The sequence below is a fragment of the Massilia sp. DJPM01 genome (genome assembly GCF_030348125.1).
Classification (GTDB): Bacteria; Pseudomonadota; Gammaproteobacteria; order Burkholderiales; family Burkholderiaceae_D; genus Telluria_A; species Telluria_A frigida.
This window is the reverse complement of sequence record NZ_JAQOZV010000009.1, coordinates 73,013-91,217: the sequence shown is the minus strand read 5'-3', so window position 1 is coordinate 91,217 and position 18,205 is coordinate 73,013. Positions and strand designations below refer to the sequence as shown.

The 18,205-nt window shown below is 59.9% G+C and carries 16 protein-coding genes; 5 read left to right on the top strand and 11 right to left on the bottom strand.

What is annotated here, in order from left to right; all coding sequences use genetic code 11:
- Nucleotides 1-24: 24 nt before the first annotated feature.
- Genes PO883_RS08665 through PO883_RS08645 form a run of 5 tightly spaced genes read right to left on the bottom strand, consistent with a single transcriptional unit; the run spans nucleotide 25 to nucleotide 3,326 of the window.
- Nucleotides 25-1,071: a glycosyltransferase family 4 protein gene (locus PO883_RS08665; RefSeq protein WP_289309396.1), complete on the bottom strand. Its 1,047-nt coding sequence runs from the start codon at nucleotides 1,069-1,071 to the stop codon at nucleotides 25-27.
- On the bottom strand, nucleotides 1,058-1,525 hold the full coding sequence (locus tag PO883_RS08660; protein WP_146046665.1) for a tyrosine-protein phosphatase: 468 nt from the start codon (nucleotides 1,523-1,525) through the stop codon (nucleotides 1,058-1,060). The genes PO883_RS08665 and PO883_RS08660 overlap by 14 nt, the downstream gene beginning before the upstream one ends.
- Nucleotides 1,491-1,982 (bottom strand): NUDIX domain-containing protein, encoded by a 492-nt coding sequence (locus PO883_RS08655; protein ID WP_289309395.1) that lies wholly within the window; start codon nucleotides 1,980-1,982, stop codon nucleotides 1,491-1,493. The genes PO883_RS08660 and PO883_RS08655 overlap by 35 nt, the downstream gene beginning before the upstream one ends.
- Nucleotides 1,979-2,602 (bottom strand): hypothetical protein, encoded by a 624-nt coding sequence (locus PO883_RS08650; protein WP_289309394.1) that lies wholly within the window; start codon nucleotides 2,600-2,602, stop codon nucleotides 1,979-1,981. The genes PO883_RS08655 and PO883_RS08650 overlap by 4 nt, the downstream gene beginning before the upstream one ends.
- Nucleotides 2,568-3,326 carry a hypothetical protein gene (locus tag PO883_RS08645; RefSeq protein ID WP_289309393.1) on the bottom strand — a complete coding sequence of 253 codons (759 nt, stop codon included), beginning with the start codon at nucleotides 3,324-3,326 and terminating at the stop codon, nucleotides 2,568-2,570. The genes PO883_RS08650 and PO883_RS08645 overlap by 35 nt, the downstream gene beginning before the upstream one ends.
- Nucleotides 3,327-4,153: 827 nt before the next feature.
- Here PO883_RS08645 and PO883_RS08640 point away from each other — a divergent pair.
- Nucleotides 4,154-5,308, top strand: coding sequence for a diguanylate cyclase domain-containing protein (locus tag PO883_RS08640; protein WP_289309392.1), 1,155 nt, complete (start codon nucleotides 4,154-4,156; stop codon nucleotides 5,306-5,308).
- A 34-nt stretch (nucleotides 5,309-5,342) separates the two neighbouring features.
- Here PO883_RS08640 and PO883_RS08635 read toward each other — a convergent pair whose 3' ends face one another.
- Complete coding sequence (locus tag PO883_RS08635) at nucleotides 5,343-6,029, bottom strand: response regulator (RefSeq protein WP_289309391.1); 687 nt, start codon at nucleotides 6,027-6,029, stop codon at nucleotides 5,343-5,345.
- The gene (locus PO883_RS08630; RefSeq protein ID WP_289309390.1) at nucleotides 6,026-8,173 is read right to left on the bottom strand and encodes a 7TM diverse intracellular signaling domain-containing protein; all 2,148 of its coding nucleotides are present in this window, start codon (nucleotides 8,171-8,173) and stop codon (nucleotides 6,026-6,028) included. Before PO883_RS08630 ends, PO883_RS08635 begins: the two co-directional genes overlap by 4 nt.
- 498 nt (nucleotides 8,174-8,671) lie before the next feature.
- Between PO883_RS08630 and PO883_RS08625 the strand changes: the two genes are divergently transcribed.
- Nucleotides 8,672-10,483, top strand: a complete 1,812-nt coding sequence (locus PO883_RS08625; protein WP_289309389.1) for a S8 family peptidase — start codon at nucleotides 8,672-8,674, stop codon at nucleotides 10,481-10,483.
- 363 nt (nucleotides 10,484-10,846) lie between these two features.
- The gene (locus PO883_RS08620; protein ID WP_289309388.1) at nucleotides 10,847-12,601 is read left to right on the top strand and encodes a hypothetical protein; all 1,755 of its coding nucleotides are present in this window, start codon (nucleotides 10,847-10,849) and stop codon (nucleotides 12,599-12,601) included.
- 458 nt (nucleotides 12,602-13,059) lie between these two features.
- Here the strand turns inward: PO883_RS08620 and PO883_RS08615 are convergent, their stop codons facing one another.
- From PO883_RS08615 to PO883_RS08600, 4 genes are all read right to left on the bottom strand, one after another.
- The gene (locus PO883_RS08615; protein WP_289309387.1) at nucleotides 13,060-13,770 is read right to left on the bottom strand and encodes a nucleotidyl transferase AbiEii/AbiGii toxin family protein; all 711 of its coding nucleotides are present in this window, start codon (nucleotides 13,768-13,770) and stop codon (nucleotides 13,060-13,062) included.
- Nucleotides 13,771-14,147: 377 nt separating this feature from the next.
- Entirely contained in the window at nucleotides 14,148-14,297 is a 150-nt protein-coding gene (locus PO883_RS08610; RefSeq protein WP_289309386.1) for a hypothetical protein, read from the bottom strand.
- A gap of 536 nt (nucleotides 14,298-14,833) precedes the next feature.
- Nucleotides 14,834-15,061, bottom strand: a complete 228-nt coding sequence (locus PO883_RS08605; RefSeq protein WP_289309385.1) for a hypothetical protein — start codon at nucleotides 15,059-15,061, stop codon at nucleotides 14,834-14,836.
- Between the two features lie 212 nt (nucleotides 15,062-15,273).
- Nucleotides 15,274-16,530 carry an IS4 family transposase gene (locus PO883_RS08600; protein ID WP_289309384.1) on the bottom strand — a complete coding sequence of 419 codons (1,257 nt, stop codon included), beginning with the start codon at nucleotides 16,528-16,530 and terminating at the stop codon, nucleotides 15,274-15,276.
- Between the two features lie 196 nt (nucleotides 16,531-16,726).
- Here PO883_RS08600 and PO883_RS08595 point away from each other — a divergent pair, with 196 nt between their 5' ends.
- Nucleotides 16,727-17,389 carry a TetR/AcrR family transcriptional regulator gene (locus PO883_RS08595; protein WP_289309383.1) on the top strand — a complete coding sequence of 221 codons (663 nt, stop codon included), beginning with the start codon at nucleotides 16,727-16,729 and terminating at the stop codon, nucleotides 17,387-17,389.
- Nucleotides 17,390-17,551: 162 nt separating this feature from the next.
- Nucleotides 17,552-18,205 carry a protein-L-isoaspartate O-methyltransferase gene (locus PO883_RS08590; protein WP_289309382.1) on the top strand — a complete coding sequence of 218 codons (654 nt, stop codon included), beginning with the start codon at nucleotides 17,552-17,554 and terminating at the stop codon, nucleotides 18,203-18,205.

Here is an 18,205-nt window from a genome sequence, read left to right as displayed (position 1 = left end):
GAAATTGTCCTCAGTTATCGGGGCTCAGCTTGCTTCAGCCCGGATAGCGCGGACCAGGGATTCAAGTTCATCGATCACCCTGCGCGCCGTGAACAAGGTGGCATGGCGCGCCGCTTGAAACGACATGGCGCTACGCGCATCGGCATCTTGGGCCAAGGCGACGGTGCAGCGCAGGAAATCGTTTTCCCAATGCGCCGATTCCGGCACCAGTACCCCGCTGGTGGCGTCGATCACCCTTTCTTTCAGGGCGGCCACGGACGAGATAATGGGAATCACGCCGCACGCCGACGCTTCCAGCACCGCGATGCAGCAGGTTTCGTGATAGGTCGTGGGGTACAGATAAAAGGCGCAGCTCTTGAGCAATGCGGCGTAGTCGTCGCGGCACAGCACGCCGTGGCGAACGATCCCCGGGATCTCGACCTGTGCATGCGGCACATCCTTGGCGAGCAGTTCGCGCGCGTGCTCGGGGCTGTATCCCCACAGCTCATAGCCGCCCGTCAAATGCAGTTCGGCGTCCGGCAAGGCTTGCCTGATGCGCGGCCACAAGCTCAGCAAGTTGCCGAGCGAGCGGTAGGGCGAGGCCGAGTTGATGAAGCGATGGGCCGCGACCGCTGCGCCCGGCGTAAAGACGCTGGCGTCATAGCCGCAACAGCCGATGTGAAAGCGCTGTCCGGGGCGCAGGAAGGGCCGGTACATGGTCCAATGAACGAGCGAATTGAACCACAGCGAATCGCACTCGGCGCCGCCCAGGTCGTCGGCGCCGGCCGCCGGCCGGTCGCCAAAGAACAGGATCGACGTCACCCGCTGCGGCAAGCGCGCCAGGATGGCTGGCGACCGATAGGAAACGACCACGTCGGCCGGCTCGGTCTTGTCGAATGCCTCGATCGGAAGCCACTCGACACCGTCGGCGGCCTCGCTCGGCGACTGGGGAGAAAACACCCGCACCGCATGGCCGCGGCGGGCCAGTTCCAAGGCCCACAGGGCGGTGGTGGCCTCATTGCCACTGAGCCATTGGGCCCTGGATGCGCAGATGGTTCCGCCTTTCGGGGATATCAGGTCATAGCTGAGCATGTGATGGCCGTCCGATGGTTCTGAGCAGGTGGATGGCGCCAAAGCGTGGCAAGGGGCGCCGGGTGTCGCGTTTGTAGCGGGCGATGGCGGCTGACAGGCTGTCGCCGGAACGCAGAAGAAGGGACAGGGCGACAAATCCCGAGCGGTCCCGTCCAAGGCGGCAATGGATCAGCGACACCCCGGCATCGGATTTCTGAAGGAAATCAACGATACGCGCCAGGGTGTCCTCGATCCGCGCCGCGCTCATTTCCCAGAAGGGAAATGGCAGCTGCAAGGTCTCGGCAAATCCGGTTGCTACCGGCGTGCGGCAAAGGCAGACGATCTTGTTTGGCCCGATGGCGAGCAATTCTTCCGGATTCGGTGCGCCGCTGATCCAGATACCCGGAAGTACTTCGACCGGCGCCAGCCTGGCTTGCCGATCAGTAGAGGCCGGCGGGTAAATTTTCGATGTCATGCGCAAGAGCGGTTCGTTTCATGTAATGCGAGAAGATCCAGGCGGCGAATTCAATTTGCTGCCTGCCGTGCTCGCCCCAACCGAGTAATGCGATGGCTTTTTCCGGCTCGACCATCACCCGCCCGTAGGATTTTCCGGTGGCGATGTCGATGCCGACCGGCAGCGCCATATCCAGGCTGGCGACCATCCTCACCTGGGCGTAGTCGCCCTGCGCATCGCCGACCCGCACGTAACCGAGATACTGGATGGCGCGCATCGTCACTTGCGACTCTTCGAGGCACTCGCGCTGAAGCGTCAGGATCAAGTCTTCGCCCGCTTCCGGTTTTCCTCCAGGAAGGTTGTAGCGGCCGCCATCGTCCTGCAGCAGCAAGCGGCCCTGGGCATCGAAAATCAAGGCATAGATTTGCTTGACGGGGAGATCGGCGGGGTAAGGGCCAGTACACCATTGGGCGTTCATTGTTGTGTCCTCTTTGAGATAATTTCTTCAAACAATTCCTCAGCGAGTGCATTCGCCGCGGTATGTTCACTGCTGATCAGTCGGAAGCCGTGATCGAGCGCCAAGGTTTGCAGCGTGTGATCCAGCGAGCGATTCAGTGTTTCCTCATGCATGAAGCGAACCTCGTCACGCACGTCGGTGGAGTTCGATGCGCGCCAGCGGCGGCGCCGCTCTTCGAACGAGCATTGCAGGAACACGGCGATATCGGGCTGGGTGCCATGCCTGAGGGCTTTGCCCAGGATGCGCGCACACCAGGTGCGCCCACGCAGCAGGTTATGCGTCTGCACCCGCAAGGGGCAGCTTTCCTGGATGGTGACCAGGCCACGCCGCTTGCGGAAGGCGAATGCATCGACCACGCACGCCAGGTTGAAGGCGGCGGCGCGCACGAAGGCCGGGATCGACGGGTGCTCCTGGATATGATCGACCAGTTTCTCGATCGGGCCGCGCACCAGCATGACCGGACGCACGTCGACGGCGACCTGGTGCTGGCGCAGTTTGCTCGCCAGCGCAGCGCTGACCGTGGATTTTCCGGAAAAATCCGATCCTTCAATAATCACTAGCAATGTTCTTGCCTCCTTCAATCAGCCTTCCGTGCGTGCCGTACGCACCAGTGCGCAAGAGCTGAATAACCGAATCAAAGCAGCGGTTCAAGACTTCCTCGGCATCGGCTTCGTCCGTGTCGAGTATCAGTACCGCGCTGTGGCGATGGACCAGCATGGCATACGAGTTGGCGATCGCCTCATGGGTATGCTGATCCCTGGTCGTCAAGCGGTCGGTCACCGTGACGGTTTCCCTCTTTTCACGCCGGCTGATGCGTTCGTTATAGTCGCAGCGCAGCAGGATGCACAGGTCGAAGCGCGGAAAGCAGCGGGTGCGTGTCAACGCCAGCTTGCTGATCCAGCCCAGCCGCAACGCAATGCCGTAGGCAATGGCGCGGTCGACATAGGACTCGCAGACCAGGACGTAAGGATCTTTTGCGCGCATCGTTTCAATCAGTCCGTCGATCAAGCCGGAGACGATATACATCGAGTTCAGCATGGCGCTGCGCGCGTATTTGTTGGCTTCCCATCTGCCGAGCAAACGCAGGAAGGGATTGCGGTACAAATATCCTTTTTGGTGGGCGGCTTGAATACCGCTGTCGGTCAGGCGCGCCACCAGTCCCGCGGCCAGGGTCGATTTGCCCGTCAAATCGGTTCCTTCGATTAGCACGCGCAATGCACGTGTCGGGGGCGCATCAGCCAGTGCTTGCGGCGCCCTCGCATTGGCGGGCGAATCGATGGCCATTTTTTTATTCGTGCCGCTCATGTCAGTTATCAGCCGTTGTCGATTGAATGGATGCTGCTCTGCGCAGAGTACGAAGACGGCACATGCATGCCGCCTTCGTACCAGGCCCCATCACTACCAGGGCTAGCGCTTAATTAACGAAAATTAAGCCTGGCGGCCGTGACCGCCATAAATTGCGCAAACTTCGTCCAGCGACAGTTCTTGAATTTCGTTAGCTGCTACTTGATCTTCAACAACTACTTGATTTCCGGCTTGTGCGTTCATTTTTTTTCCTTCATAAAATTGACATTGCCGATCAATGATCGGCGCCTACCGCTATCCCTCTTTATTGCCACCCCATCGGCAAATAAAATATGTGCGCCCAGCCGGATTCCGCCCGAAAACCGAAGGCATGTGGACAGGCGCAGTTATTTGCTGATGGGTGGCAGTAGAAATGGATAAGGGAATGGAACCAGGTTGCCGCGGCTCCATCAGGGCGGGATGTTAATACGAATGTGAATTTTTGTACAGTTCAAAGCAGATAAATTTAACCTAAAGTTAACATTAATTTAACAATATTGTTCATCTGGCCAGACTGGTTGCGGGTGGGTCCGCACACCAGCGCCGGCCGCAACGATGCGCGCGAACGCGCCCGCTTCAGCCGGGTCGATACCGGCGCTGTACGGTGACGCAGAGGTAGCGCGTGTACATCGCCGTTGTCGAGCATGCGGGAGCTTGTGCGGTCGACAAAGCGCTTGCGCCGACGCGGCGCTGGACTGCTGTGGTTGCCGCCTAAGCGAACGGCTCGCCTGCGGCGGTTCGTGGATAATTGATCCGGGTGACGATGGTCACGAACGGGTGGATCTCTGATGAAGCGAGCAACGGCAGCTGGAAATGAACTCGACGCTAGCGCAGCCCCGGGCTGGATGCAGCGCCTGGCCAGCCTGGTCCTGACCGACGAGCGCAAGCAACGGCGCGCGATCATGATGGTACTGACGACCGCGGCGATGTACACGGTCTGTCTTGCGCTGCTGGCCTTCGGCGTCCTGTACGCTGTGTTCCCGGTTGAACAGATCAGGGTTCTCGCTGTCTTGCTGGCATTGACCGCCCCTTTGTTTTACTTTCTTATACGCTGCGGCTTCAATCTGCGCTTGCGCCAGACCACCCTGGCTTTCCCGCAGGCGCTGGTGGCGCAGTCCGTGGTCGCGTTCGCGTATGCGGTGTGCGGCCCGATTCACACCGCCACCATCGTGTTCCTGGCCATGGTCACCGTGTTCGGCATGTTCGACATGAGCACGCGCCAGGTGCGGGTGGTGCTGTTTTATACCTTGGGCCTGATGGCCATGGTCATGACATGGCGCGTGCACACCGACCCGCAGGTCTATCAAGGCCCGCTGGAGCTGATGTATTTCGCCATGATGGCAACCTGCTTGTCCGGCATTTCCATGCTGTCGGTGCTGGTATCGAAGATGCGCAAGCGCCTGCGCACCCAGAAGGATGAACTGGCCCGGGCGCTGGCGCGCATCCAGATTGTCGCCACCCACGATGAACTGACCGGGCTGACCAACCGGCACCACATGATCGCCCTGCTGGGGGAGCACATCAGCCGGCACGCGCGCGGCGGACCCGGCTTTGCGGTAGCGCTCGCCGATATCGACTATTTTAAGAACGTCAACGATACCTATGGCCACCGTGTCGGTGACGAGGCACTGATTACCTTCGCCAAGCAGGCCTGCGCCCAGCTGCGCAGCGTCGACCTGGTCGCACGCTGGGGAGGCGAGGAGTTCTTGCTGTTACTGCCGGAAACCAAGCCGCCGGGCGACCCCGACAGCGGGATCGAGCGGCTGCGCGCGGCGCTCGCGCTGACACCGGCCAGCGCCCACGTCCCCGCCCTGCGGATCGCCTTCTCGACCGGCCTGACCCGCTACATCGATGGCGAAGCGATCGACGACATGATCGAACGGGCCGACCGCGCGCTCTACGCGGCCAAGGACACCGGGCGCAACCGGACTGTGATGGTGTAAGGCGGTGCGGGGGGGGGGCGGCAGCGCGCTGCATTTATCCATCGCCGAAACGATAACCGACGCCGTAGACGGAAAAAATGACGTCGGTGTCGCCGGTGTACGGCTTGATTTTCTTGCGAATGTTTTTGATATGGCTGTCGACGGAGCGATCGTTGACGGCACGCCCCAGCAAATCCTTGGCATTGAGCAGGGCTTCCCGTTCAAAGATTCTGCCGGGTTGGGCCAGCAGGGTCTTGAACAGCCGGTACTCGACTTGGGAAAGCGGTAGCACCTTGCCCTGCCACCGGATGCGTTGCGCCGCTTCCTCCACCACAAATCCATGGCTGTGCTGGGCCATGGCCACCGTTCCGCTGGCGCGGCGCAGCTGGGCACGCACGCGGGCGACGATCTCGCGCGGGCTCACGGGCTTGCACAGATAGTCGTCGGCACCGATGTCAAGGCCCTGGATGCGGTCCGCTTCCCCGACCCGCGCGGTGAGCATGATGATGGGCACCATCGAAAACTGGCGCACGGCCCGGCAGACCTCGATCCCGTCGAGCCCGGGCAGCATCACGTCCAGGATCACGACGCTGGGTGCGTGTTGCCTGACGTACGCCAGCGCACCAAGGCCATCAAGGAGATGCGCGGTGCGCAAGCCCTCCCGTTGCAGGTACTCGGCGATGACCTGGGCCGGCTTGACCTCATCGTCGACAATGACTATTTCGTGCGCGCTGGGGTTCATATTTTATCGATGGAACGAGGCAGATCAATGTGGATTGCCAGCCCGCCCATCGGCGACGGCTCGGCAGAGATGCTCCCATGGTGTGCGTGGACAATGGCCTGGCAAATCGACAGGCCCAGCCCGCTCCCACCGGCGCGCCGGCTGCGCGCGATATCGGCTCTGTAAAGCGGTTCAAACAGGTGCTTTGCATCGGCCGGCCCGATGCCGGGCGAGGTGTCCTGGAGGGTGATGGATACGCGCTCCGGCCCGGCCTGGATCGAAAGAGCAAGTTCTCCCGGCGCATCGGTGTAACTGAGGCTGTTTTGAACAAGGTTATCCAACAACTGCTCGAAGCGCCCCTTATCCCATTTTACGAGCAAGAAACCGGGCGGCACATCCAGGGTAAAACGCAGACCTCTTTCCTGCGCGTGGCGCAGGTACGCGTGTTTTTTCTTCGTCAACAGCTCTGCAAGTTGCCAACTCGTAAAAGTACATGGCAGCGGGCGGAGATAGCTTAACGCCACTTCATGCAAGTCCGACACCAGCCGGGACAGCCGCATCACTTCTTCATGGATGGAGGCGATGGCGTGCTTGTTGATCGTTCTTACGCCGTCCAATAAGGCCTCGGTTTCGCATAGCAGGGAAAACAGGGGCATCCGCAATTCATGGCTGATATCGGCAATCCAGCGTTTGCGCGCCCCTTCCAGGCGCGACAGCGATTCCGCCATCACGTTGACATTATTGGCCAGCTCGGACAACTCGGGCGACTCTCCGGGAGCGAGCCGCACACCGAATTCGCCGTTGGCGATGCGGCCGGTTGTGGTCTTCACCGAGGCCATGAAGGCAGTTCGCTGTTGCGCTTCCCGCAGCTGGCCAGTGCGTTGTTCCAGTTGCCGGGCCAGCTCGGCGTTATTGAGCTGGAGCGCCGTGTTGTACTTCTGCTCGAACGCCGATTTTTCGCGTTGGAGAATGCGCACCCTGTCTTGCTGGGCCACGCCGAGGAGCACCAGTTCAGCGATAAACGCCAGCTGGCAGTAGAAGAAGTAATTGTCATAACTCAGTTCCGCATACCGGACCCCGGCAATCCCGACGATCAGGGCCGTGCTGTACACCAGTTGCGCTAGCAGATACCAGCGCGCAAAGACCGCCCGGCCACGCAGGGCGACGATCGCCAGCACGGGGGCGATGGCATGGGTCAATACCAGTGCGATCGTTACCTGGACAACCGCGACCTGAAGGCCCAGGGTGCGCAACACGATCCCCACGAGCGCAAGCGCGATGACGCCGCAAAAATACCTGTCGAAACGCGGCATGAAGCGCTTGGTCTGCAGGAATTCCCGCACGAACAGACAGTTGGCAATTGTCGCGAGCAAGAAAAAAATCACCAGCATGAAATTCGCGATGTCCGGCCGGCCCACAAAGACGTACTCGGCCAATTGTCCATTGATTCCCAGCCAGGAACCCATGACGGCGAGCACATAGCCTGCGTACACCAGGCTGCCACGGGTTCGGTTGATGAGCCATCCGCACAGCGCGTACACGACCAGGGCCAGGGGAATGCCGTAAAAGACGCCCATCGATAGCTGATCGTTTGCCATTTTTCGTAAGAATGCTGCTTCATCGGACAGGGCAAAGGTCAAATGCATGGGCGACGCCTGTGTGTTGCGCAAACGGATATAGACCTCCGATCGTTGTCCCGCGTCGGAAGTGTGGCGAACGCTCGCGATGCGATACGGAATTTGCCGCTCCGAGACCAGGGTGCGGTCGCCTCCCCGGGCGTGGGCCACCAGCGCGCCATTCGTAAAAATCCAGTATTCAACGTAGTCGGTAATCGGCATGGGATGGCGCAGCACCCAGGCGATGCTGGCCCTGGACGGGTTGTGGACCGATGTCTTGAGCCAGTAGTCGCCGCGCTGCAAGCGCTGATTCACATCGCGCTGGCGCACCGGCGCAAAGTGGTCTTCCGGCAGTGTCCTCACTTGAGCAATCGTCAGGGTTTGCCGTGGGTCGCGCACGAAGCGCAGGCCAAGTGTTTCACCAGTCAGGTCGCCGGCCAGACGCAGGGTGTCCAACCCAACCGCGTTGGTGGCCTCGGCCCGAAAGCACATCAGCACGCATGTGGCGAACAGAATCAGGTGTCGTGTTACTTGGAGGGAGGGCAACATAGGACGCTACAGGTTGGACCATTGACCGCCAGTCCGCATCGAACAGGATCGACTATTGAGTGTACGCAGGCTTGCAGGCACTGTGCGGCATCTTCCGGTCTTTTTCCCGATCGCGCAAGGGTAGGCGCCGAAGCGTGGGCGCCGCGATGACGAGTGTTGCGGCGATGCATAACAGAAGTGTGTCATCACGAAATGATGATGACAAATCCACAATTCATCCACATTTTCCTTTCATACTTTGGCACCTGGGAACACAGCGCGTCATGAACGCGTTGCGAGCAGCCGCCACTCGCGCGGCAAGTTGCTGATGAAGTGAGGCGCGATGATCGGTTCCAACGTGGGCAGCGCCGCACGGCGCGGCCATGTAAGCAATGGAGAACCCTGCCGCATTCCAACCAGATCCACGCGCCAACGACCTTGACGCGGTTTTGCCAAAATCAATCAGAAAAATTCGCGAAAAAAACGACAGAACAACGCGCCATGTGCGCAGGAGACCATATGCACCCGCTTCCCCGTTTTTACCTTGCCTGTACCGCATCCGCGATCGCCGTGGCCGCTGGCCTCGTGTCGGCCGCGCAGGTCGCCCCTGGTGCCGAGATCGCATCCGCCGTGCCGGCCGCTCGCGCCTTGTCGATTGACGAGCTGCGCGCCATGGAAGGAAGCCAGCGCTTCGACAGTACGCGCCTGATCGTCAAGTTTCGCAGTGACGCGACCGAAGCCGACAAGGAGCAGGCAATGCGCGCCATTACGCCGACCAGCCATCAGCGCTTGCGCGGCGGGCGGCAGGATCGCGGCCTGGCCAAGGTCACCGATCTGAGCCTGGCCAGCGAGAGCCCCCAGGCACGCGCCCACGCGCGTGCCATGGATCGCTACGAGCTGGTTCATCTGAACCGTTTGTGGAGCGTGCCATCGGCGATTGCTCAGTTGCGCCGCAACCCGCTGGTGGAAGATGTCCAGCCGGACTGGATGCTCCAGTTGCAAGACGTTGCGCCGTCCAACGATGCGGCATTTTCCAATCTGTGGGGCATGCAGAGCGCCGCCACCAGCCCGGCCAATCCGTTCGGCACCGGGGCGGCCGAGCTGTGGCAGCAAGGCTATGCATGCAAGACCACCCAGCCGGTGTACGTGGCGGTGCTCGATACCGGTGTGCGCAGCACGCACGAGGATTTGAAGGACAACATCTTCAGCAATCCTGGCGAAAAAGCCGGCGATGGGGTCGATAACGATGGCAATGGATTCATCGACGACATCCGGGGCTGGAATTTCTACAGCCACACCAATAACACGGAAGATGATCACTCGCACGGCACCCACGTGGCCGGAACGATCGCTGCGCGCCACAACAACGGCCTTGGTGTGGCCGGCATTTGCGGCGACGGCGGGGTCAAGATTCTTCCCGTCAAAGTATGCAGCGGCGGCGGCAGCTGTCCCACGAGCGCGGTGCTGGAAGCGCTCAGCTATGTGGTGGACCTGAAAACCAGGCGCGGCATTAACGTGGTGGCGGTGAACCTGTCGCTGGGAGGCATGTCCGATAGCGTCAACAACAGCGGTATCGAATACTTCCAGGCTGCGCGCGACGCCAATATCATGGTGGCCGCGGCGGCCGGCAATAACGGGTCCAACACGGACGTCAAATTCATGTGGCCGGCGAACATGGATGTGGAGAACATCATCGCGGTGGGCAATCTGAAGCAGGACGGGACCTTGTCGTCGACGTCCAATTTCGGCGTCACCTCGGTGGACATCGCTGCGCCGGGAACGGGCATCTATTCCACTGTGATCAGTTCGGACAGCGCTTACCAGTGGAAGAACGGGACCTCGATGGCGTCCCCGCACGTCGCCGGCGCGATCGGACTGTACCGCGTGTTGCATCCGGCGGCCACGGTACAGGAAACGCGCAATGCCTTGCTGTCGAGCGCGGCGGTGGAACCCTCGCTGAACGGCAAGGTAGCCGGCTCGCGCAGGCTGGACGTATCGCACTGGGCGTGGGGCAAAGCCACCAGCTTCCAGGCGCAATGCGGTATCAGTCTGACGACCCGCGCGGGTTTGTGGATCCGCACGACGGCCTATACCGATAGCACCTTGCGCACGCCGCTTGCACAAATGGGCACCGCCTTGACTTTCTATAACGCCCAGGGCGGCCTGATGGGCAGCTATAGCCGCAAGACCGACGCCAACGGCCAGGTGCTGTGGTCGTATAGCCTCAGTCAGTTCCCGATGGGGACGCAGTTCTCGGTCAATGTGCGCACCGACGATGGCGGCAGCCGCACCTATACCAGCGCTGAGCTTGCTTGCTATGCAGGCCACTAAGCGCGGCTAAGGCCCAGGGATGCAGCCGGGCTTGCGTCGTATGGCGCAGGCGCGGCGCACCTGTGGGGATGGGCGTGTGCGCTGTCGTGACGCCTTGGGCGGGGTGGATGAACAGCATGGCACGCGGCGGCGCACACTGCACGCATGATCGCTGTGATGTTCTCGCCTTCCATTCACAAGCGGGCGCGCGCATGACCAGCTGGCCGAACCGATGAAGACTTCTTCATGACGATGGGAGCCTTGGCGCCTGGGCCATCCCGATGGTCCAGGCACATCATAGGACTGCTCTCAAAAGCAACAGCTTGCAACAATCATGAACTCGTCTATCATTGGCCGACCTGATGCCGTCGCTTTCTGTTGCCCATGCTGATCTATCCCGATGCCGCCATGTTGAAAAAGCCGGAAAGGCAGGCACTTTCCAGTTTTTGTCGAAAGCCGTTTACCGAGGAAAGTTGCGTGCTGGTGGCTGACCGGCTGCCGCACCTCGCGCAGGTTTATCGGGCGCTGGCGAGTTCAATGTCGACCTGGCGAGGTGGAACATTGCTGTCGCAGGTGCGCCAGGCTGACCGCGTCTTTCAGCAGGTCGCGCAGTTAGGACCTGACCAACTTCCGCTGATTCCGGAACTGGTGCTCGCCCGGCAGGTCGAACTGCTGGAGGAACTCGTCCGCGATCACGCCGACTTCCTTCATCAGCGCAGCGAGCAGCCAAACCAGCGGACCAAGCTCGACGCTGACAGCAGCCGGCTTGCCTTGCGTGCATTCAGCTTCCACGAAGCGGCTTTCTTGACGCTGATGGGGATACTGGAAGCGCAGCTAACACGCCAGCTGGTGACGTTTTCCTTCACGCCGCGCGGTGGAGAAATTTTATACAACCGGACGATCACAACGACCATGGAGTCGCAATCTCAACTGTCGTTGACCTTGGTGCTGCGTGACGTTATTGCTCGTCTGCGTCATGGCGACCCGACCCGCACCGCCAGCATTCCGACACTGTTGCAGCCCGAGCTGCTCGATACGCTGGAAGAGGCCTTTCTGGACTGTTTCTTCTCTATCGGCGCGTATACGTCACGCGATGCCTCCTCGTCGCAACTGATCAGCGGCGCGCGCGAACTGTGCCGTTGGTTTGCGCTGCTTGAAATCGTGCGGCTCGCCGACGAAGCGGGCGTCATACCGAGCGATGCGCTATGTGAGCGACTTAAACTTGATCGTGACCTGCTGAACCGGGTGCTCGCTGACCGCGCCGCCGCTGTTCCATCCGATCGCGGCATTTACGTGGACGCTGAAGGCTGCCTGAGCCTGGGAAATACGGGGCTCGGACACGCGCTCCATTGCTGCAAATCCGCCGTCCTGAGCAAGGGACAGGACCGTGACCTCGGCGATAAATTTGAAAAGGAAATGTCGGAATACCTCACGCGACGTGTTTCCCCAGCCGATTATGTGGTGCGGCCCGGATTCAAGCGGAGCGAAAATGGCGAAGGCGAGATGTACGACTGCGACTTGATCATTTTCGAGGTGGCGCGGCGGCAGATATTTTTCGTCCAGGCGAAGTGGAAGCGCAATAGCCGTACGGCTGATCTGGGCGATGAATTAAATTGTTGGCGTGACGAGAGTTGGCCGCTGACGAAAGGCGTGAATCAACTGGTCGTTTTGCGCCAGCGACTCGCGGAAAAGGACGTGCTTGCAAAGATCAAGGGCGCACTGGGCGACATCAAGCTGAGCGACCAGCATATTCTCGCGAACTCGCATTACGTCGTCGTCCACACGCTCCCGTCTTTTAGCGCATATCAGATCGATGGTGTGGCAATCTACGAATGGAATCTGTTCCGCAGACTACTGCAAAGGGGCGCAACGGAGCGCAGCTTGTCGACAGGCGGGCCACCTGCCCCGGCCATCGTCCTGCCCGAGCATCGGCATCACACTGTGCTGAAACTCGAAGACCCACATCAGGTTCTGGACTATTTTTACACGGCGGCCGGTGGCGACCTGGAACGACTGCCGCGCGTAAAGCAGGACCGTGAGCAAGCCAGGTACGGTTTTGATCTCGCATTGCCATCTGCATCGCTATGGAGCCGCATGAGGGGACACGCAACGCTGCGCGTCATACGTCCCTACACCTGAGCGCAACGCTGAACTGCCTTGCAGCTGATCAAGGCGGCGGTGTCGATATGAGTAAGCTTGCTAGTCTTCCAACGGTCGGATATGCGCGTCGCGCGACACATACCTTGAGATTTTGCATGGCATCGAATCAAGCACTTACGGGAGATCGCGACAGATAATTTCACCACCTCGCGACACATAACCTGAGATTTTTCTACGTCAACGACAGATAGCCTGAGATTTTTCAGATGTTGGCTCTACCACCGTCGTTGCCCCATATGTTGCCTTCGTCGCCTGCGTATGCCAGAGTAACTGGCCGCCCGTGCCAGTGGCAATTGCCCGCATAGCGATGCGTTGGTGCGCATAGCGGCATCAACACGCTCCGGCGTTTCGATACAGGGACAGTCTCGCGGAAAAGTTTGCTCAGGGAAGTCGAAATGGCATTCCGACGCTGAGCAAGCAATGAAGGAAATCTGCTGCTACGGAGCTGGTGAATAATCCGATCCTGAGGTCGGCATCGAACTACGCAACAATTCCGGGATGCGTTTAACTAAAGCTGGCTCCATGTGCATCTTCTTCAAGCAGGACGCCAAGTAATCAGAATCGCTCACCAGTTCGATGGCTTTGCTGTAGGCGGCGTCGATACTTTCGCCGTATGGCCTACGTGTCTTGGTCCATGCCTCTTCGGGGATCGCTCCCCAGTGCTCGATCAACATTGCCAAGTCGATGGCATCACGGCTGAGCATCGAAAGATCGCCGCATCGGTCGGCGTTGGCAAGCAGCTTTTCAGCGTACATGTCTTCACGCGACAGCGTTGGAACACCGAACAAGAGGTCCATGCTGCCGCTGATATCGATGCGGCCTTCGCTGACGATTTCGAATTTGATCGGCACGCCGTCAACGCGAACGAAGGTTCGAATGCCATAGCGATCCGCGCGCACTTCACGGGCCAGCTCTACAGGCCCGGACAGGATGCTCCCCAGCGAGGCATTGCTGATCGTGTTGCGCAAGGCCCGATACCCATCTATTGAGCTGCACAGGAAGTCAACGTCCACCGATTCCCTGTACTCGCCCAGAGACAGGGCGATAGCCGTCCCGCCACCAAAATAGCACCCGGACTGGGCAAGGAATTCTGCGTCGAGGCAGGCGAGGAGCTTGGCGATGCGCTGGTGATGGGGCCGGTCAAACATGCAAGATGCCATGTCCGTATTCACGGGTCAGCCGGTCAATGACAGTGCGCTCACGAGGGAGCATGGCAGCTTGGTCTACGAACCGCCAGTTCCGCTCGTAGAGGTCGAACGCTTCCTCCCCGGTGATTGCGTCATGTGGATTGCGGTTCCACGCGATCAGTCGGAGCTGGGGCAAGTCCCCAATGACGAAGGTGTCGGCTGCGGCTCTCATGAGCCAATTATGCACTATGCAGGGAGTCTTTTCAAACGAAAAGACAACGTAGGACGACGCATCTCTTTGTACGGGCAGATGTTAGAAATCAATGACTTAGAAATTTTAACGACACATCCGCTTGCACTATACGTCCTCAGCGACATACCCTCAGGCGAAACGACACTTAGTCTACAGACGGGGCAGCGGCGCCGGCAATGGTCACGCGCAGTGCCGCCGCGTCGGTGAAGTCGGACAGGCCGAGCCGACCAAGTAAGTGCTGTTGGGCGAAGAAGGCGTCGCGCTCGGCCCCATGGCTAGCGCCTTTGCTTTTCATCGAGCTGCGTCATCGCTGTCAGTACCGGCGTTGCCTCAAGCATGGGCATGATCGGTAGGTTTAGCTTACAGTTGCCCCCGAATCGCCGTAGGTTTAGCTTACGGGACGGTAGGTTTAGGCTACGGTTCCCGCTCACAGCGCAACAGCACGCCAGATGATGATCACATGCTGCGGATGTGAAAAAGGCCGGAGACCCCGGCTGCGCCACGATCCGCTCCGGGTCCTCGATGAGTAGGTCCGGCATGCTTGACATCCGGTTCAAGTACTGCGATATAATAAAAAGAGCCCCGAACGGCGTCAAACGGTTGAGGCTCTGAGTTACTAGCTAAACATCATCAATAGAGCAAGAACAAATGCTTTCTCGATGGTGAAGCCAAATCCCAACTTCTTGCCAAGCTTAATTGTTAGTTTCATATCATAGTCGCTCCTTTCAGGAGTGAGCTTCCGAGACGAAACGGCACCCGTCGACTTTCCACGGAAAACGGGTGCCGCTCTCGGTCTCTATCTGGCCGACGCTCAGTGCGCCAACCATTCCATCAGCGAAAACCCGTGCGCAGCAGGGCTTCCAGCCGGTGCGTCGCGTTTGCGTCGGCTTGTTTGCCTGCCTCCCGCCAGCCGGGATCAATGACGGACGCGTCAACACCATCATCGGCCTGCCAGCAAATATATTCTGCTCCGCCCGGCGTCGCGGTCTGCATTTTCGTGTTCGGAACAAGCGAATGTGTCGTTAGTGCAATGGGAATATCTCGTCCAACTTTACGCAAGGAAACCTCTCCAATGCAACTTACCCCCTTGACGTACTCAGTCCAAATATGGGTCGTACAATGTACAGTTATGCGTCGCTAATCTATGGGTACGTGTCGCGCGACGACCAGTGCAAACTCATCTGTCGTCCGGTGCAAGCTTATCTGTCGCTAGTGCAAACTTATCTGTCGTCCAACGATCAATCCTCCCAAGTTAAGGAATCTGCACCCGCTCAACATGGTTTTTGCGTCATGAATTTGTGCGACTTCGGTCTGGATTTGCGCGGCTTCGATAGATTTTCTCGATGAAGGTATGTGTGTTTCCCAAGCAATTTGAGCAGTTTGCGCAAGTGCATGGCGATCTGCTTTCCCAGCAATAGTGCCGGCATCACGGGTTTCAGTGCGGTATGGGCGTAGGCGTGGTTGATGCGGTCGACGGCACGCAGGTCAGCCTGGTCATGGGCGGTCAGCGCAGCCAAGGTCTGCAGGTTGTCGCACATGATTTTGGCTGCGACATCCTGCACCACTGCCTGCTGGCTCAACCCGGACACATGCTCCAGGTTGAGCCGGTGTTTGAGCCGTTTGAAGGCTTCCTCGATGCGCCAGCGCTTGTGGTACAGGTCGCCAAAGGCGCTGGCCGGGAAGCGCGCAGTGTCGAACAAATTGGTCATCAGCACGCGCACTTTGCCGTTCGGCGCGATGTGCCGCACCAGACGAACCTGCTGCGGCGCGCGGGTGAACTCGTAGTCAGCGGCCTCGCGCTGCGACGGCGCTGTGAGCGTGACGACCTGCTCATCGAGGCCGGAGCGCAGAAATGCGCGCACGCAGGCGAAGCCGCCGTTGCCGGCTTTCTCCACCCGCATGCAGAACGAGATGGCGCGCTCGTTGAGCAGGGCGACCAGCCAGCGCGACGGATAGCCCCGGTCCAGCAGCAGCAAGTCCTTGCTTGAGAGTCGGTCCAGATGCTGGGCCAGCATCTGGCGCTCGCCGCACTCCTCAATGCCGTGCAGCGAGGTCGCCAGCATCAACTCGGCGCCGGGCAGGAACAGGCCGAAGAGAATTTGGTCCGGTAGCGCGGCGCGCGCGAGGCCACTGGCGCGCAGGCCGAAACGCACCGTCGAGGCGTCGGCGGCGACCAGGCGCAATCCGCACCAGCGCGGCACGAACCCGTGCTGCTCGGCGCGCTCGACGAGCCAGTCGTTGAGCGAAGGGATGGCGGTCAGGGACAGCTTGGCGCGCGCTTGCGCGAACGCCTGCTCGGACACCATACGCAGCAATTCGGCCTTCCCCGCCAAGCGGCCGAAGAACGTGTCGAGTTCAGCCTGAATGCTCATGCGCATGCCGCTTAGCATGAGCGCCACGAGCGACGGCAATGGCAACTTTCGGCGCCGTGTGAACGCCGTCGGGTGTTCCGGATGCCTGGCCGACTCGAGGAATTCGGGTGACTGCAATCGCAAAGCGAGGTCGATAAAAAGGGCGGTAAGGGACATGGCGGCCAGTGAGAAAAAAAATCTCACTGCAGGCGCAGCTCATAATTGAAATGTCAAGCTATTTATCGCATTTTCACCATGTTTTCGAGGAAATTCCTTAACTTGGGAGGATTGGTCCAACGATGCATGCAAACTTGACGGGGTGAAACCATCGGTCTATATTAATGACTCGCAGGTAAGTTACGGAATAGACCCCATGCAATGTCCCCTTGAGATGAAGCCGCGCTGGGAGCGCCGTAAAGACGCGCGACCCCAGGAGCTGCTCGCCGCCGCCCTCGACCTGTTCGTCGAGCGCGGTTTCGCCTCCACGCGGCTGGAAGACGTGGCCAAGCGCGCAGGCGTGTCCAAGGGCACCCTGTACCTGTATTTCACCAACAAGGAAGAACTGTTCAAGGCCGTCGTGCGCGACACCATCGTGCCGGCCTTGGGCGCGGCCGAGGACATGATCGCCAGCTTCGAGGGCCACAGCGCCGACCTGCTGCGCGCCGTCATGATGGCTTGGTGGGAAAACGCCGGCGCCACCAAATCCTCCGGAATGATCAAGCTGGTCATGGCCGAATCGAACAACTTCCCCGATATTGCCGTCTTCTACCGCGAAGAAGTCATCCAGCGCGGCAGCACAATGATCGGCGGCATGTTGGAGCGCGCCGTCGCACGCGGCGATTTCCGCCCGCTCGACGTCTTCCTGACCACCCAGATCCTGATCGCCCCCATGCTCATGCTGATGCTGTGGAAACACTCGATCGGCCCCTGTGACATGGCCGAGCTCGACCCGGTGGCCTTCATCGATGCCTTCCTCACCATGACCCTCACCGGCTTGCTGCCGCGGGCGCCGGACCTGTCCGCGGCCGCGCCGTGACTTGTCAAAAGCGCCAGAGCGGCGTTTTGGGGCGTTCATCCCCTCTAAACTGCAGACTGTCGCAATTTCTCGCGATCCGGGGCCTCAGATCGTTAAGATGTGCGTTCTGAGGCCGTTCAACGATAAAATATCGGATTATTATTTTTCCTCACCGAGCACAAGATGAATATCGAACAAGCCCGTTTTAACATGATTGAACAGCAGATCCGTCCCTGGAACGTGCTGGACCAGGACGTGCTCGATCTGCTGGTGGTCGTCAAGCGCGAGGATTTCGTGCCCGCCGCCTACAAAACGCTGGCCTTTGTCGATACCGACATCCCGCTCCCGGGCGCCGAAGCGATGTTCACGCCGAAGATCGAAGCGCGCATCTTGCAAGAGGTAGCCGTCAAGAAGCACGAAAATGTGCTGGAAATCGGCGCCGGCTCGGGCTACATGGCGGCCCTGCTGGCGCACAAGGCGCGCCACGTCACCACCGTCGAGATCAATCCGGAATTGAAGGAACTGGCCGCGGCCAACCTGGCCAAGGCCGGCATCACCAACGCCACGGTTGAACTGGGCAATGGCGCCGAAGGCTGGGACAAGGGCGCGCCGTTCGACGTCATCGTCATCTCGGGCGGCCTGGAAGCCTTGCCGGAAGCGTTCATGAAGCAGGTCAAGGTCGGCGGGCGCATCGCCGCCATCGTCGGCCAGGCGCCGGTCATGTCGGCGCACCTGATCACGCGCGTGTCCGAGACCGCGTACGACACGGTCAAGGTGTTTGAGACCAACGTCAAGCTGCTGTCGACGTCGGTCAAGACCTCGCATTTCACCTTTTAA